We start from the raw sequence: 15,610 nt of genomic DNA, 5'->3' as shown, positions 1-15,610 counted from the left end.
TCCTGAAAAACAATATGCATCAAAATATTATACTTTTCATTTCACCTATATAACTATTCCCTTAACCAAATGGCTTCTCCATCTACAAAATTAGGAATTTGCAAGTCCAATAACTCATATACACTTGGAGCAATATCTGTCATCGTAATTCTTTTGTTCATTTCCCCCGGTGGAATCATAGGTCCCGACGCATATAAAATTGGCCGTAATTGCAAGCGCTCAGGATTTCCGCCATGACTCCCTAATTCCTGCGTTGGTTCGACAGCAACTTTTGCGTCTTTCCCCATTAAAAATCCAGGAGCTGCAGATAAAAACACGTCTCCACTATTATTATTATTTAACTCAGAATACCCTTCTGAGTCGTCTGTCCAAATAGTCTCATATGGATACACTTGTGACTGCTCTTCGCTAGATAATACAGACAAAGTCGGATACATATAAACCTTTTCAACGTTTTTACTTTTACTAGTAAGCCAACGTAAAATAGGTTGTGCTACCTTTTCCGGATCTTGGGTTAGGCTAGTAAAAACGGTCCTATTAGTAAAGGTCGATACAATTTCATTCCTCACCTGTTCATATTCTTCTTTTTTCACAATTCCTTTTTTCTCTCTGCCTTTCAAATTTACATAGACATGAGCGATCGTTCCACTCGCTTCTGCATAAGCTTTGGTTTTAGATGCATCTATATTTCCCTTTTTATCTTTTACAAGTAGTCCTGCCTTTTCCAATTCCTTATTCGGCGAAAGTCTGGTATGAATTGGTTCCAACCCATGATCGGAAACAATCAATAAGTGATCGTCATCATTAAGATTGTTTTTAATTCGACCGATTGCTCGATCTGCTTGGCCAAACGCCCAGCTGACATATGCCTCTTTTTCCAACACATTCGCTAATTGATATCCAGGTTGTGCGGGTTCTCTTAATAGGAACTCATGTAATTCATTATCTACTAGGGAGTAATAGTAAAATAGCAGATCGGGCTGATAATGCTCCTTAATATAAAAGCTGACATCCGTCACCCAATTCGCAAATCGTTCGCCAACTTGTTCATATTCCTTCCTCGTTATATCCCCATTTTTGAACGCATCAATTTCATCAGCTGCTGGGTAAAATCCGAATTCAGATTGAATCTTATCTGCAAATTGACCAGGTCCTTTGTATAGTCCGCCCATTACAGTACCTTGAAATAGCTGAAGTTCTTCTTTGTTCTCAGGATCTCCTTTTAGTTTCACATAAAATCCTGCGCTATCGAGATTATGTAAGTTCAGCGCGACAGCCATCCAATCATTGGGTGATACTTCTTCGCCCAACTTCTTTCTATCCATGGAAATATAATAGTTCGATTCTTTTTCATCTGTTCGCAAAATGTATAACTTTTGAGTAGGGGAGTTTTTTATATCCAATGAAATAACTGCTTCTTCTACCTTGGAAGTTCTTGCATTTATTTGTTCAACGCGTCCATCCTTAATCTCTGAAAACCCCAAGTCATGAAGTTTCGATTCTGCTAAGGTTCCACCAGAATAAACAGCGTACGTAGCAGCAGATGCGTTATCCGGATTCGAGTCGGGAAAGGAGACGGTTGCTGTGACCTTCCCTTGATTTCTTGCCTCTTTCCATATAGGCGTAACACCTAACGTCTGTGAAAACCCACTTTGGTCATCTTTCACTTTTTCTCCTGATGAATGGAACTGATTACTGACAATACCTGTCTTGGAAGGTTCAGCACCAGTAGACATTGCTGCATGTGATGGTGCCGTCAATGATGGTGTAATGGTAACAAAATCTGTAGCGTAGGCTGCCTGTTGCTGAAATTCTTCTAAATTGGGCATGATTCCTTTAGTTATGTAACGTTGTGCATCTCCATATCCCAAGCCGTCAAATGACACGACACTAATTGTACCAGTTGTCTCAGCGGCTTTTCCAGTTGAATGAGTTGCAGTAACGGTCATGCTAGATAAAATAATAATGAAAAAGATTTTTATAGGTTTAAACATGCTTACATCCCTCGCTTTATAAAACTATTCCCTTGATGAAAACAAGGTAAACTTGCTAACTAGAAAATCATGAATAGTTTCTTACCGTTTTCCTGGAGGTGAAAAATGAAATCCACCATAGTAAACATCATCAGAAGTACGTCAATAACTTGAATGCAGCGCCGCAAAATTACGAAGGATTTCAGTCCCAACCTCCTGATACCATAAGGACTGATTTCCTTAGGTACCTGAGTAGATTCGCACTGCATTCAAAATATAGGCGGTGGACATTGCTGACATAGCTTATTATTTATCGTTCAAGAACCGCCGCTCTGAATTTGTATAAATTCGGAAATTATTGTAGAGTGGAACATTTTGAATGAGCGTTTCATTCAAGTTGCTAAACCATCGGCGGGAACAGATCAGGTCACCCTAATTTTATTCCAAAAAAATCTCCCGCCATATTTATACTCTGCGGGAGATCTCAATCACTTTATTTTTGCACTACAAACCTTTCTGCCGAATTACCTTTTAGCCACGCCAAACTTTTCTCAAATAGTTCATCTTCAAAAGAATAACCAGAAAAGGTGTGATCTGCTTTGTCGATATACTGTTCAACTACTTGCTCGGCATTTACGCGTTTATTGAGTGAATTAGCGTATCGCGCCGCATGTTCTTTCGGAATTTGCTCGTCGGCCCTTGCATGAATAATATGCGTTGGCCCCGTAAATGAACGAACAGATTCAATTGGGTGATGTTTTTTCAAATCTTTCAAGAACGTTTGGCTGATCATAAACCCATGGTAATCATGACTGCCTTGTCTAACAATCTCATGAACTGCTTTCGGTCCAAGAATCCCTGTAATATCTTCGTATGGCATGCCTACCGGTGACCAAAGAATTAATTGCTTAATTCGTGTATCGCTCGCTGCCGTAAGTGATGCAACAGCTCCACCCATACTGTGTCCCACTATCGTAATGCGTTGTTTATCTATCCCTCGGATTGAACTTAAATAATTTATGACATCCTGTAATTCATTCAATTGATTGGTTATAGTTACATCTGCATAATCCCCATCACTTTCACCACAACCGCTAAAATCGAAGCGGAATACCCCATATCCACGCTCCGTAAAGTACCGTGCAGCTTTTACAAACAAACGGTGCTCCCCTACTTTACTGCCCACAAATCCATGAACAAGTATAAGTAGTGGTATGGCTTCTTTTCTATATTCAGGCAGATGCAATGCACCAGATAAATTATTTTCCCCAGAACGAATCTCGATCATTTTTTGCATTTCTTACCCACTCCTGTCAAAATATATTATTCCAACATGTTTAATAGGTATTATATAATTTTGATATGAATAAGTCAAATCAACCTGTAGGAATCTTTAATTTTCATATTAAAAAAACTCTCGTAGAAGAGAGTCTTAAAGAACAAAACGCTATTTTTATTGTGACCGGTTTTCATTTCGGAAGAGGAAACTTCCCAAAGTATGATAGTTAGTTTCATTATAATGAGCACGAGGAACATACATTGCATTAGCGAACTAGTTGGATCAATAGTTCTTTACCGTACCTACCTTATTTCACAATCCCGAGTGTATTCAAGAATACCACAATAATAGTCAATGGCACTACCCACTTCATTAAAAAGTGCCATAGCGGATAGAAGCCTTTGGATTGCGTATTATACAATGTAAATTCATCGCGCACCAACACTTGGTCCATCTTGTGGACGATAAACAACGCGATTAGCAAACATCCTGCTGGTAGCAAAATATTACTAACCAGATAATCGGTTGCATCAAAAATGCTCTTATCGAATAGTAAGAACCCTGACAACGTACTCGAAGACAATGCAGAAGGAATCGCGGCAATGAAAACAACCGCACCAATCAACCAAGTCACTGACCTACGTGTCCGCTTGCCACTTGCAGTCATGGCTGCCACAATAATCTCATACAAACTAAACGAGGACGTCAATGTTGCAAACAAAAACAAGATTAAAAATAACGCCAAGAATACTTGCCCGAGTGGAAGTTGTGAAAAGACTGCCGGTAACACCATGAATAGTAATTCTGGTCCTGCAGCCGGTTCTTGACCGAACGCGAAGACTGCTGGGAAAATAGCTAAACCTGCTAGTAATGAAACAAATAAATTCATCCCCACTACGGAACTAGCAGATGAAGTTAAACTAACATCTTTTTTCAAATATGAACTATACGTTACCATACAAGAAAATCCGACGGCCAATGAAAAGAAAGACTGGCCAAGTGCATATAACACGGATTCTCTTGTAATGCTAGAGAAATCAGGCTTCAGAAAGAACGATACACCTTCCATTGCACCAGGCAACGTCAATGAACGAATAACTAAAATGATAAAAAACACAAATAATAAAGGCATCATATATTTATTCGCTTTTTCAATCCCGTTTTGTACACCGGAAGAAACGACTAATATGTTAATGATAGTAAATAGAAACAGACCGATCAATGTCGTGATTGGCGAACCTACAACCGATCCAAATTGATCCGAATAGGAAGCACCTTCACTAATGATCTTGCCACCAATGGATAACCCGCTGTATACGAATACCCAACCGCCAACTACACTATAGAAAGATAGTAAAAGAAAACATCCAGCAACACCGAGCTTGCCAATCCACGGCCATGCACTGGCTGGCGCCAACTTCTTGTAGGCATTAATTGCTTCTCTACCTGAACCACGTCCAATAATGAATTCGGAAATCAACATTGGTAATCCGATCAAAACTGTAAATATAACGAATAATAGGAAAAACGCGCCACCACCACTCATTCCTGTTACATATGGGAATTTCCAGATTGCTCCAAGGCCAATTGCTGCACCTGCCGAGGACATAATAAATCCAAGCTTTGAAGACCATTGTTCTTTACGTTGTTCCACTTTTTCACCCATTTTCCTTTACTTCTGTTTATTACAGTTATACTGTACTGCTTCGATAGAAACAAGAGGAAAATGTTTTTCATTCTTAGAATGCTATTAATGACCTCTCTGATTCAATACAAATTCCTTTTGAAAAAGAGCCTTTGCTAGACGTTCACAATTTTGCTGATCGAAAAAGTCAATGTATTCGGATGCTCTGCCGAAAAAAGGATTATCATATCGTTTTTCTTCAATAATAGTTTCTAAATAATGGAGTACCTTTCCTTGATTATTCGCCTTATAGCCAAATAGATCTGTATCCAAATCTAAATAGGAACCTCGATTTTCCAAAAATGCTTGTTGATCGAACGTATAGAAAATAATAGGTTTATTCATATAAAGAAAATCCCAGCAAATGCTGGAGTAATCTGTTATCAGCAGATCCGCATCATGCAATTCTCGCATAATTACTATTTCATCGAAACTGAAAAAAGATATCTGGTCATTAATTAAACTATTTTTTCTGAAATATGTTTCATAACGTTTCATGAAAGGGTGTAGGATAACCCTCACTTCAAGCTTCTCCTCTTGGACGAGCTCTTGTAGCTTTTCGCTATTTAGAAGTTCCACGGTTGATTGAAAATACGTACTTTCTAAAAATTCTTCTTCAGTTAGGTCAAATAGCCACTCTCTCCAAGTAAACATCAGCAAAAGACGTTTAATTTCAGAGGAAGGCCGATTGAATGGCAACAGGTCAAAACGAGCCATACCTGTCACAATCAACTTTTCTTTTGGTATCCCCCATTCATTGCGCTTGATATTATATTCATATTCCGAAGCACAATTAAAGTAATTACACCTTTCCAATAATGGGATATCTTCTTTCTGAATTAAAATCTTTTTGAAACATTCAATACCATGACTGATATGCAACATCACGGTTTTTTTATTCAAGAAGATGAACTTATCCATATAAGGAGCCAAGTCATACATGATGGAATGACCATGAACGGAATACTTCGCTCGAAAGAATAATAAATAATTACGTAAACTGCCAAGCGGCACAGCATTCGGAATCTCATGTTTTTTTATGTAATCGTATTGCGGATCATACATCCAGTAAATATCCATTTGCTCCGAAAAGTTATCTATAGCGTAGCGATGAAACACCGCAGCGTTATCCTCGTATTTTTCTCCAAGATTTCCGCCAATCAACAGAATTATGTCGGTATTCTTTCGATAAAATAATTTAGTGATTACATAGGCTGCCAGAATCTTAACATATGTCCATCCTGTTTTCCATACAGGGCTTTGTTTTAGCTGCATACATTCACCTCCAGACTTCCTTCATTTCCCCTATATTTATACATAATAAACCAATATATGTTTCTCTTTGAGATATTTAGGGTAAATGAATAGAGCTTTAAGAATTATTTGTTTGAAAAGTATGAAGAAAGGAGCATTAAAAGGCATGGTAAGAAAAGTATTGTTTATTTCTGATCATGGTGATCCGTTAGCACCACTAGGCAGTGAGCAAGCCGGCGGCCAAAATAATTATGTTAGACAACTGGCTCTAGCTTTAGAGAGTGAGGGGTATGCGGTAGATGTGGTCACGCATTGGAATAGTCTAGATACACCTCAAGTTGAACGTTTCGGAACCGCCTGCCGTGTCATACGCATAGCAGCAGGAAAACATTATTTTGTGCAAAAAAATGAAATGTACCGTCTGATTCCCGCCTTCTTTGATGAAATGTCAAAGACCCTTAACTTCAAAGATTATGATGTCGTGCATACTCATTATTGGTTATCGGGCCTTGTTGGTTCTTTTATAAAGCAAAAGTGGGGTATTCCTTGGATTCACACGAATCATTCGCTGGGCATGGCGAAGCGGAAAGCAACAGGTAACACGGAAGCACTCCGCTTGCTTACTGAAAAAATGATTCTGACTTCAGCAGATTTGATTGTAGTTACAACTCAATCGGAAAAACAACTAATCCGTGAATTTATAGATAATCCAGCACCTATGAAAGTTATTCCTATCGGTGTTGACAAAGCGTTTCAAGCGAACAAGCCAAAACTTGTAGTATCACCTTACTTTGCCTTTGCCGGTAGATTGCAAACAACGAAAGGTATATACACTCTCCTAAAGGCATTTGAACTGTTTATAAAAGACCGTCCTTCCACAGACCGTACTAAGCTGATTATTGCAGGCGGCAGTGAATCGTGTATTTCTCCTACAAATCATTTACCGAAGAGCCCGAAGCTTCGTATGGCAATTGAAGGCTTTAATCACAAAGTGGAATTTCTGGGCCCTCAAAATCAACAGCAACTGGCTCGATTGTTTACTAACTCAATCGCTACTATTGTCCCGTCATATTATGAATCATTCGGAATGGTCGCTGCGGAAGCGCAAGCATGTGGAAGTCCTGTTATTGCTTCAAAAGTCGGGGGACTGCAGAACATTATAATGCATGGCATGACAGGTCTGCACGTGGAGCATAACAATCCCTTTCAACTATCACAAGTCATGTCTACTCTATTGGATAAGCCTCATTTCACCAAAAAGCTAGGACAGAGAGCAGCTGCTTATGCACGTGAGGAATTTGATTGGAGAGTAATCGCATACAAAATGGCAAGAGCATACAAAGGAGTTGCCAATGAAACAAAAATCGTACTTGCTGGCGACTGACCTGGATAATACGTTAGTCGGTGATCAGACAGCATTAAATAACCTTTTCTCATTCTACCGTGACAAACAGTTTGATCCTGCCCTCGTTTATGTAACAGGCAGACATTTAAATTCGGCGCTTTCACTCATCAAACAAGAAAAATTGCCACTGCCCGATATCCTCATCACGGATGTTGGAACAGCAATTTACCATGCACCTGATTGGTCAGAAGACAGGACATGGGCCGCATGGGTAAATGAAACGTGGTCACCTAATGACGTTCTATCAGCTTCTGCAGACTTCCATTCGATAATCCGGCAGAACTTACCTCATCAAAAGCGTATATCCTATACCCTAGATTCCTGTCAGCCACATATCGTACAAGCTATTCAAGCTAAGCTCGATACTCATCATATTCCCTGTCATATCGTATACAGTTCAGGAAGTGATTTGGATATACTACCTGAACGTAGCGGTAAAGGCAAAGCAATGGAATATGTCCTTCTTGAATATGCTAAGAAAGGCGTGAATATTTTACTCGCAGGGGATTCAGGCAATGACGCTGAAATGCTGTCACTTGATTATCCCGCCGTTATTGTTGGAAATGCTCAAGATGAATTGAATGAGCTGCCACCCCATGCGCTTCTTTACCGCGCTGAAGGGTATTATGCAGACGGCATAAAAGAAGCTTGGGACCATTTCTATCCTACAATTCACATCTAAAAACCAGTTGGCTTGGTGTCCAATTGGTTTTTACTTTAAAGAATTTTCTTTTATCAGCTGACGGTAAACTTGTAAATGATTTTGAGAGAGTTTGTTATAGGTAGCCAGACTAGTATTTTTAATTGAATGAAAATCGATTAGGTTGACTATCTGATACCGCTCGTTCAACTTGTACGCATTTTTCCAAGCGGTTACTTCGAAAGCTAAGTTCATTTCATCTTCTTCAATCAGCATTTCCAACAAATCAGGCGATTGATAAATCTCTTCCATAGTAAAACTCTTTTTCATAGTGAAAATTTCCATGGTTCTCGCTATTGATTCTTCTAAAGCAGGCAGATCAATGGCGTGGCCCAGTTCATGCATGGTAAGGGTCTGTACATATGTCTCAAACGAACAGAAAAAAGCGAGCTCTCCATAGGCAGTTTTCAGCCGCCCTTCGTCAAATCCAATATATTTTCCTATAAAATTATAACTCATATTGATTCCATCCTGAACTTTTCGGATTTCTTCTTTCATACACACATTTTTCATAACATCGTCAATACATTGTAGTACATTTAAAGACACAACCTGATTATCCATTCTCATTCATCCCTGTTTCCCTTATATATGTTTCTTCCACAGAATTTTATTCCTGAGAACATTATACTAACCCTTATATATTCAATCAATATACTTTATGATTAATTGCCTGTTTAATTTCAAATTTAAAAAATGAATTCACGCTTCAGACAAAACACCCATTTCACTACGTAAAAATACTCTTGAATCATATAAATGATTCAAGAGTATTTTCATTTTGCCTTTATATTAGATTTTATGTGTATATAGCATTCCCCAGTTATCAGTTATTATCGCGCTGTCTAGCACGTGCTTCTCCGCCTTTACGACCCGCTTCTTCTCGGCTCATTTTACCATTATTGCGGCTATTGTTGTTCGAGTTGCCTGAGTTATTTGAGTCGTTCTGATCGGCTCTTGCTTCGCCACCTTTGCGACCGATTTCTTCATAGAATTCCTGGCCATGGTTTTTAGAGGTGGCTTCCCCACCTTTACGACCGATTTCTTCGTAGAATTCCTGATCATGATTTTTAGAGGTAGCTTCTCCGCCTTTACGTCCCGCTTCTTCAAGACTCATTTTCTCATCATTGTTGTTGCGATTGTTTTGGTTAGCCATTTTTATAATTCCTCCTATTACATTAATCGTTTTTAGCTCGTCGACAAGCTTACTAGATATATTCCCAGCAGACATGAGAATAAACTTATAAAATGATTTTAATGGCATATCAGTATAAAAGTGATAGAAAATTCTATTTATTATTTATATTTTTAGGTGTTAATACCCGCTAATTTTAACAAATCACAAATTTATTCTTGGTTACCCCCATTTAAATCTGAATTTATTTATCTTTTACAATAAAAGCTGCATATTTATTATACAATTACGCCTACTTACAATAGACCTTTTAGATCTTTTAAAAGAAAGGAGACACAACCGTGGTGTACGATGAATATAAAACAGGCAGTAACGCTTCCTAATATTTGCAACAAATGACAAAAAATATTTATGGATATAAAAGAAGACATTTCCCGAGGGTTTGCCATATTATGCCAAGCCGCTGTTTTATTAAAAAACGCACATCCTACGTGTTGCAATGTGGCATTAATCCATTCGAAAAACCGGGGTTATCCATACTTCCCCGGTTTTTACTGTGTTATTTAATGTAAAGAATCTTTGAGAACTGCTGACTGTTTTACCATGTAAAATCATACGGATGTATGTTTTTCATTACGCTGACTGGCGCGAGCTTCACCGCCCTTACGTCCAATGTTCTCGTAAAATTGTTTATCGTGCTTCTCGGAAGTAGCTTTTCCACCTTTCCGACCAATTTCTTTATAAAATTCGCTACTATGCTTTTTAGCTGTGGCTTCCCCACCTTTACGACCAATCTGTTCATAGAACTCTTTGTTATGCTTTTTAGAGGTGGCTTGACCGCCTTTACGTCCCGCTTCTTTCAAAGTCATTTTCTTCTTTTGTTCTGTATGATGTTGGTTAGTCATATATATTCTTCCTCCTTATTATTCAACTTACAAAGCCTAATGAATATATTCCCAATATACTACGTGCTAAACACAAGACATCTTAAACAGCTTCTTTTCGAATGGAAGACTTACAGAATAGAATTTATTCCCCATTTAAATGAATTTGCCAAACGCTATCCCTTTTTTCACGTATAACTTTTCAATTTTGAACCAACTTACGTATGAAGGTACTTACAGAAGGGAGATTGACAAATGGGAAGAGATGAACATACTAAAGGAAGTAAATCGGCCGGCTCCTTACCACAAACGCCAAAGAACCAGACGATTGCTGCACGCGATATGCATGAAGAAATCGCGAAAGAATTCGCCGAATTACGTAAAGCTCCCACACAAAAAAAGCGTAAGTCTTAAGTAAAAAAGATCAGGGGAAATTATCCCTGATCTTTTTTATTTATTTCCGAAGTGGGGCTTGATCATCTAGAAGTTTCTCCAAGTGCTCGTCCCATTCTTCCGTTAAAGTATTCCACACTCTAGTGAAATAGCTGTTTTCCGCACGATTATAAACGTAGAACTCCACACAAGGAATATGTTGGTTTTCAAGCTTTTGCGGGATCTCTATTTTATCTACCACATTCTGAAGTGAACCTTCTGCAACTTCTACGCGAGTAGCAAGTAGTGTCACTCGCAATTGTTCATCATCTAGTTCTTGCGGACTTCTTGTGAATTTCTGAGCTAATCTAAACTCTTTAACTTTTGCCGTAAAAACTTTTTCAGGTTGTTCACATAAAATTGAATTGTGGCAAGGACTATAATAAAACTTTTTTTCTGCCTTTTCAGGTGGATGTTCGTAAATACCTGATTGTAATTGATTTACTCCAACGCTCGTCAATTCAAAACTGTCTTTACGCAACTTGATCATCTGTGCAGCTTCCATCTTATTAAACAAATTCTCTATAAACAGTGGTTCAACGGCAAGAAAATCTGCAATTACCTTGGGCTCAGATACATCTAACCTTTGAATTGTTAATAAGATCATTTTCATTAATATGTCCATCGTCGTGCGTTTAATCGTTGTGTAGGGTATTTTAATAAGCTCGACCGGCAATCCCCAGCTGTCTGATTGTTGTATATGGATATCGGGTTGTTGCTCGAGTTCTTGTTGTAATTTTTTTCGAAGCAAATCCATTTACTCATCTCCCCTGGATTTGGTTTATTTTGCGCAATCCACCTTGATGATCTACAACTTCTAGCAAGTGTTTATACATATTCCTCGTAGTAGCATTTTTAGTATGGATGGTGAACATATCAGAACTCCCAACGATAATGAGCAGTTCTCTTGCACGTGATAAAGCCACATTCAGACGTCGATAATCTTTAGCGAATCCAATGTCACCATTTTTATTATCATGATTTCTAACGAAGCTCAAAATAATAATATCCATTTCCATACCTTGGAACTTATCTACCGAACCTGTTCGGCAATGTAATTGTTTGGGACGAATTTCTTGTTGGATCAATCGATCAATTCGCTTCACTTGTTCACCGTAAAAACTAATAACACCGACGCTTTTCTTTTCGTCTGGCTTCATAAGGCCGTCTTTTTTAGCTTTTTCCGTCGCTTGTTCTATATCTAGCAACGTATCTTGAACGATGGTGAGCTCCGCTTCATTGAAACGACTTGTCCCCCCTTTGACTTGATTTTCGAAAAATGAAGGTGTATTGGGTGTATCTAGCCATAGCAAATGGTCTTTTCTAGTGATATTACTGCTTTCGAGCAGATGATCACGCAATTCGTCTGAATTGGGAAGCCCGCATTGTAATTGATAGTCCCCGTCTTTATAAAATGGTGCGATAGTTTCCATGATTTTTTCATGCATCCGGTACTGAATACTGAGCATCGTTTTGTTTTGCTTGGGCAACGTACGGAATAACCGTTCGAATAATGATTCATTAAGTAGTTTTTTCATTTCACGTTGCACTTCTGGATCTTTTTGCTGATCTACCAGTTCGTCCATCGTTTCTTGACCTACAAGTGGCGGTAACTGATGATGGTCACCCACTAGAATAACTTTTTTACCTTTTAGCATGGGTAATAATAATTCTGGCGGTGTTGCTTTAGATACTTCATCAATAATCACTACGTCGAAGACAGGGTATTCTTCCATAAACTTTTTAGAAGCTGATGCGACACATGTCGTGCCTATTACGTTCGCATGATCGATATACAGCTTACGGATTTCGTCAAGGTCATATTCATTGGCATCACGCAGCAATTCCTCCCACTGCGCCTGTAGTTCTTGTAGGATAGGAAGCTGTTGTTGTTCTTTTACTATTTCTGCTTTTCGTGTTTCAGCTTGAGCAAGTTCTATTTCTATTTTCTCTAATTGCTCTGGTAAATCTGGTTTCAATTGAACGGCAAGTTCTTCTATTTTCTGCTGTCGTTGTTGCTGTTCTTCTTGTAATTGCAATGTTTTTTGCTCTACTTCTCTGACTTCTATTTTTTCTTGTTCAAGTAGTTGTTTTGCTTGAGAATACTTTAGTTCCGAAGTAGTTAAGGTTGCTGCTAATTGCGTTACGTTTTTTATTCGTTGTCTGCACTCCAATATCTTCGTTTCAAGCTGATCAATTGCCTGTGTGAGTTGATTTCCCTGCCACTGTTTTTCAGGCGGCCCGTTGGTTTGTAGGTATTCATCAATCTTTTTCTCCAATGCTATTTGCTTGGATTCCAGATGTTGCTTCAACTCTTCCTTTCGCTGTATATTGGCTTGTATTTCATGAAGTTCCTGTTGGAGGAATCTCAAAATCTCATATTTCACTTCCGCAAATACTTCCTTTACAGAGTGGACTTTCTGTTGTTGAAGATCAATTCCTTTTGCACGAACGATCTCTTCTTTACCGTAAAACAATGACATACCTTGTGCAATTTTTTGTAGAACTTCCATTTTCCCGGATGAAATTTCTTTATTTTGCAGCACTTTTTTTGTTGTAGGATTGATTAAAAACTTTCCTAAACGATCAATCATTTCATGCATTTCTTGTATAGTTGTGAAATTTTCGGTTGAGCGCTTAGTAATGGTTTCTACCGGATAACGGTGCGTCTGCAAAAGAGATTGTGTTTTTTTAATAGCCGTCTGAAATCGTTCATGAAGTTCCTTCCATTCCTGAAATTCATAGGAATACTCTCCACTTTCAATCGACTTGATGATTCGTTGTAAGTCGTTATTCCGCAACGTAATATGAATAGGTAATTCAATCTGGTTTTCAGCGAGCGTCAGTTGGATATCTTTCATTTTCGTCTGAGACTTTACGAGACGATGTGTTGCTTGTAGCAATCGTTCTTTATCAGGAAGAGTTTTGTATTCTTCCATCATCTTTTGGTGTGCTTCGGTATTGCTCCGCAATTTTGCAAGCCAGTTGATGTAAGATTGTGTCTGTCTTAATAAGCACTGCTCTTGTAAAGATTCTTCCACTTGACCTGACAATTCTTCTTTATTCGGCTCTGTTTTTAGCTGTTTCTGTAACCCTGCAATTTCCTTTACGTGTTGAGCAAGGTCAACTTCAGTTTGCGCCATTTTTTGCTGCTTTTGAGAAAGCCTGCGTACAGACTGCTCAAGCAGAGATTTCCGAGAAAAGTATTCAGACTTTAGTTTTTTCAACTTCTCTTGCACTATGTTTTGCATTTGTAGTTGCTCAGTTAATATGATTTTCAATTCTGTATTTTGTTTAACCTGATTGGATAATTGATCCGCATGCTTTTGCAATTCGATATCTTTTTTTCGATAAATTGCACGTGTTGCTTGTACGGTTTCAATTGTTTCATTTCTCCAGTGCAACGCCACATTTTCTTCCATGAAACGCTTGCCCTCTTCTTCGATACTTTCTGATCGCCCATAACGTAAAATGCGTGTCGCTGGATCTGTAAGTAATCGACCGAGTGCGTTATCTACTGCTAGATTTGATTGGGATGCAACAAGTGTCCGCAAGCCGGCTTTGACGTTCTGATAGCAAATTTCGGATATTACCGTTGTTTTACCTGTGCCGGGAGGACCTTGGACTACAAACAAGTCATGTGCCTTCATCGCGCCCGAGACTGCTTCTTGCTGGAATTCATTTAAATTATTATGAAACTCCAGTTTCGGCTGTTTATTCGTAATTTGCACGACAGGTCGTTCCTCAAATAAGATCTTTTCCAAATTCGCATTTGCCGCTAGACCATCTTGTAAGTCTTTGAAACCTTTACGTAACCGACGAATCTGACTTAATTCAGCAAAGTTCGTCAGCACTAGGCTTTTATTACGTGTTGGTAACCAGTGCTCAGATCTTGCTTTCTTCTGAAACCGTTGATTTAGTTCTACGACAAGGATTTTCTGTCCTTTCTGAGCATCGATGACTTGACCGATCTCAGTGGTGAGTTCATTCATTTTTACACTAAATCCACGGAGTTGCTTCCAATTTTTCATTTGCAAATCTTTACATTGAAGACGTACCTTTGTAAAATCACTAGTAAAACTGGCTTGGCTAAATGTACAGGAGATATCCGCTACATCCGCATTTTTCTCTGCAATTTGTAGATAGCCTTCCCAACTTTCAATGCGTTTTTTTACATATTCTGAACGCTCTTCTGCGATGGGCAATTGACGCAACCTTGTGTAAAATTCAATTGGCAGTGCGACTCCTGCACGGTTTAACCTGAATTTTATTGCTGTATGTAGCCGCCGATTTGTCTGAACAGGCTCTCTTGCACCTCTGACATGAAAGCCTGTTGCGAGCAAGCCATCCGGTTTCAATACGCACTCCATAACTGCCACACGTTGCTGTACTTCTTTGGCAAACCTTTTATTTGTATGTGGATCAAAAAACAGCGCATAGGATTGGTTCCCCATACGATTCTCTGGTTTCTTTTCAATATGTATATCAAAAACAGACTCTGAAGAAACAAAAGCCTCTTCACTTAGAAACCACTGTTCCAAACCTTTTCGTGCATTTTTCGTTATTTCCAGACTGCAAAGTATCATTTCTATATTTTTTAACACACTCATGGTAGTTCATTCTTTTCAACATAGGGCTTTACTTCAGCAAGATTATACATCGTGCTTCTCCCTGTTATTCCCTTGTTCAAAGCTCTCACCTCAGTCCTCTATTATAGATCATAAGTGCATATACCGCGAGTAAGAAAAATCTCAAAAAAACTTTTTCAAATTAATTTAAAAAAGATGTTTAGAAATAGTTTGTATGGGTATACTATTACTACAAGGCAAACTGAAGGAACTAGTTAGTGAAGTAAGCTGCTAGA

At 38.6% G+C, this 15,610-nt stretch carries 13 protein-coding genes; 4 read left to right on the top strand and 9 right to left on the bottom strand.

Features of this window, described 5'->3' with window-relative positions; genetic code table 11:
• Positions 1-53 precede the first annotated feature (53 nt).
• A complete protein-coding gene (locus CSV60_RS10205) occupies positions 54-1,994 on the bottom strand; it encodes an alkaline phosphatase family protein (protein WP_099636925.1) in 1,941 nt (646 codons plus the stop codon).
• Between the two features lie 98 nt (positions 1,995-2,092).
• Between CSV60_RS10205 and CSV60_RS16255 the strand changes: the two genes are divergently transcribed.
• Entirely contained in the window at positions 2,093-2,275 is a 183-nt protein-coding gene (locus CSV60_RS16255; protein WP_158233171.1) for a hypothetical protein, read from the top strand.
• A 191-nt stretch (positions 2,276-2,466) separates the two neighbouring features.
• Here CSV60_RS16255 and CSV60_RS10195 read toward each other — a convergent pair whose 3' ends face one another.
• The 3 genes from CSV60_RS10195 to CSV60_RS10185 form a co-directional block, all read right to left on the bottom strand.
• Positions 2,467-3,270 (bottom strand): alpha/beta hydrolase family protein, encoded by an 804-nt coding sequence (locus tag CSV60_RS10195; RefSeq protein WP_099636923.1) that lies wholly within the window; start codon positions 3,268-3,270, stop codon positions 2,467-2,469.
• 289 nt (positions 3,271-3,559) lie between these two features.
• On the bottom strand, positions 3,560-4,918 hold the full coding sequence (locus tag CSV60_RS10190) for a sodium-dependent transporter (protein WP_099631721.1): 1,359 nt from the start codon (positions 4,916-4,918) through the stop codon (positions 3,560-3,562).
• A gap of 84 nt (positions 4,919-5,002) precedes the next feature.
• Entirely contained in the window at positions 5,003-6,211 is a 1,209-nt protein-coding gene (locus tag CSV60_RS10185) for a CDP-glycerol glycerophosphotransferase family protein (RefSeq protein ID WP_099636922.1), read from the bottom strand.
• 145 nt (positions 6,212-6,356) lie between these two features.
• Between CSV60_RS10185 and CSV60_RS10180 the strand changes: the two genes are divergently transcribed.
• Both CSV60_RS10180 and CSV60_RS10175 read left to right on the top strand, forming a co-directional pair.
• Positions 6,357-7,574, top strand: coding sequence for a glycosyltransferase (locus CSV60_RS10180; RefSeq protein WP_099631719.1), 1,218 nt, complete (start codon positions 6,357-6,359; stop codon positions 7,572-7,574).
• A complete protein-coding gene (locus tag CSV60_RS10175) occupies positions 7,543-8,277 on the top strand; it encodes an HAD-IIB family hydrolase (RefSeq protein ID WP_099631718.1) in 735 nt (244 codons plus the stop codon). The genes CSV60_RS10180 and CSV60_RS10175 overlap by 32 nt, the downstream gene beginning before the upstream one ends.
• Before the next feature lie 30 nt (positions 8,278-8,307).
• Here CSV60_RS10175 and CSV60_RS10170 read toward each other — a convergent pair whose 3' ends face one another.
• The 3 genes from CSV60_RS10170 to CSV60_RS10160 form a co-directional block, all read right to left on the bottom strand.
• Positions 8,308-8,859: an integrase gene (locus CSV60_RS10170; protein WP_099631717.1), complete on the bottom strand. Its 552-nt coding sequence runs from the start codon at positions 8,857-8,859 to the stop codon at positions 8,308-8,310.
• A gap of 262 nt (positions 8,860-9,121) precedes the next feature.
• Entirely contained in the window at positions 9,122-9,451 is a 330-nt protein-coding gene (locus tag CSV60_RS10165) for a KGG domain-containing protein (RefSeq protein ID WP_099636921.1), read from the bottom strand.
• Positions 9,452-10,041: 590 nt separating this feature from the next.
• The gene (locus CSV60_RS10160; RefSeq protein ID WP_143560709.1) at positions 10,042-10,335 is read right to left on the bottom strand and encodes a KGG domain-containing protein; all 294 of its coding nucleotides are present in this window, start codon (positions 10,333-10,335) and stop codon (positions 10,042-10,044) included.
• Between the two features lie 234 nt (positions 10,336-10,569).
• Here CSV60_RS10160 and CSV60_RS15970 point away from each other — a divergent pair, with 234 nt between their 5' ends.
• Positions 10,570-10,728: a hypothetical protein gene (locus CSV60_RS15970; protein ID WP_199173172.1), complete on the top strand. Its 159-nt coding sequence runs from the start codon at positions 10,570-10,572 to the stop codon at positions 10,726-10,728.
• Between the two features lie 40 nt (positions 10,729-10,768).
• Here the strand turns inward: CSV60_RS15970 and CSV60_RS10155 are convergent, their stop codons facing one another.
• Together CSV60_RS10155 and CSV60_RS10150 are read right to left on the bottom strand one after the other, a co-directional pair.
• Positions 10,769-11,503, bottom strand: a complete 735-nt coding sequence (locus CSV60_RS10155; RefSeq protein WP_099636920.1) for a hypothetical protein — start codon at positions 11,501-11,503, stop codon at positions 10,769-10,771.
• A gap of 4 nt (positions 11,504-11,507) precedes the next feature.
• Entirely contained in the window at positions 11,508-15,356 is a 3,849-nt protein-coding gene (locus CSV60_RS10150; RefSeq protein ID WP_099636919.1) for an AAA domain-containing protein, read from the bottom strand.
• Positions 15,357-15,610 lie beyond the last annotated feature (254 nt).

The organism is Sporosarcina sp. P7 (genome assembly GCF_002743425.1).
Taxonomy (GTDB): domain Bacteria; phylum Bacillota; class Bacilli; order Bacillales_A; family Planococcaceae; genus Sporosarcina.
This window is presented reverse-complemented; position numbering and strand designations above follow the sequence as displayed.

Bases quoted from the DNA above. Each gene is read 5' to 3' on its own strand.
- CSV60_RS10190 (WP_099631721.1), bottom strand. From the start codon at position 4,918: ATGGGTGAAAAAGTGGAACAACGTAAAGAACAATGGTCTTCAAAGCTT.
- CSV60_RS10205 (WP_099636925.1), bottom strand. From the start codon at position 1,994: ATGTTTAAACCTATAAAAATCTTTTTCATTATTATTTTATCTAGCATG.
- CSV60_RS15970 (WP_199173172.1), top strand. From the start codon at position 10,570: ATGGGAAGAGATGAACATACTAAAGGAAGTAAATCGGCCGGCTCCTTA.
- CSV60_RS10160 (WP_143560709.1), bottom strand. From the start codon at position 10,335: ATGACTAACCAACATCATACAGAACAAAAGAAGAAAATGACTTTGAAA.
- CSV60_RS10165 (WP_099636921.1), bottom strand. From the start codon at position 9,451: ATGGCTAACCAAAACAATCGCAACAACAATGATGAGAAAATGAGTCTT.
- CSV60_RS10150 (WP_099636919.1), bottom strand. From the start codon at position 15,356: ATGAGTGTGTTAAAAAATATAGAAATGATACTTTGCAGTCTGGAAATA.
- CSV60_RS10195 (WP_099636923.1), bottom strand. From the start codon at position 3,270: ATGCAAAAAATGATCGAGATTCGTTCTGGGGAAAATAATTTATCTGGT.
- CSV60_RS10170 (WP_099631717.1), bottom strand. From the start codon at position 8,859: ATGGATAATCAGGTTGTGTCTTTAAATGTACTACAATGTATTGACGAT.
- CSV60_RS10155 (WP_099636920.1), bottom strand. From the start codon at position 11,503: ATGGATTTGCTTCGAAAAAAATTACAACAAGAACTCGAGCAACAACCC.
- CSV60_RS10185 (WP_099636922.1), bottom strand. From the start codon at position 6,211: ATGCAGCTAAAACAAAGCCCTGTATGGAAAACAGGATGGACATATGTT.
- CSV60_RS10180 (WP_099631719.1), top strand. From the start codon at position 6,357: ATGGTAAGAAAAGTATTGTTTATTTCTGATCATGGTGATCCGTTAGCA.
- CSV60_RS10175 (WP_099631718.1), top strand. From the start codon at position 7,543: ATGAAACAAAAATCGTACTTGCTGGCGACTGACCTGGATAATACGTTA.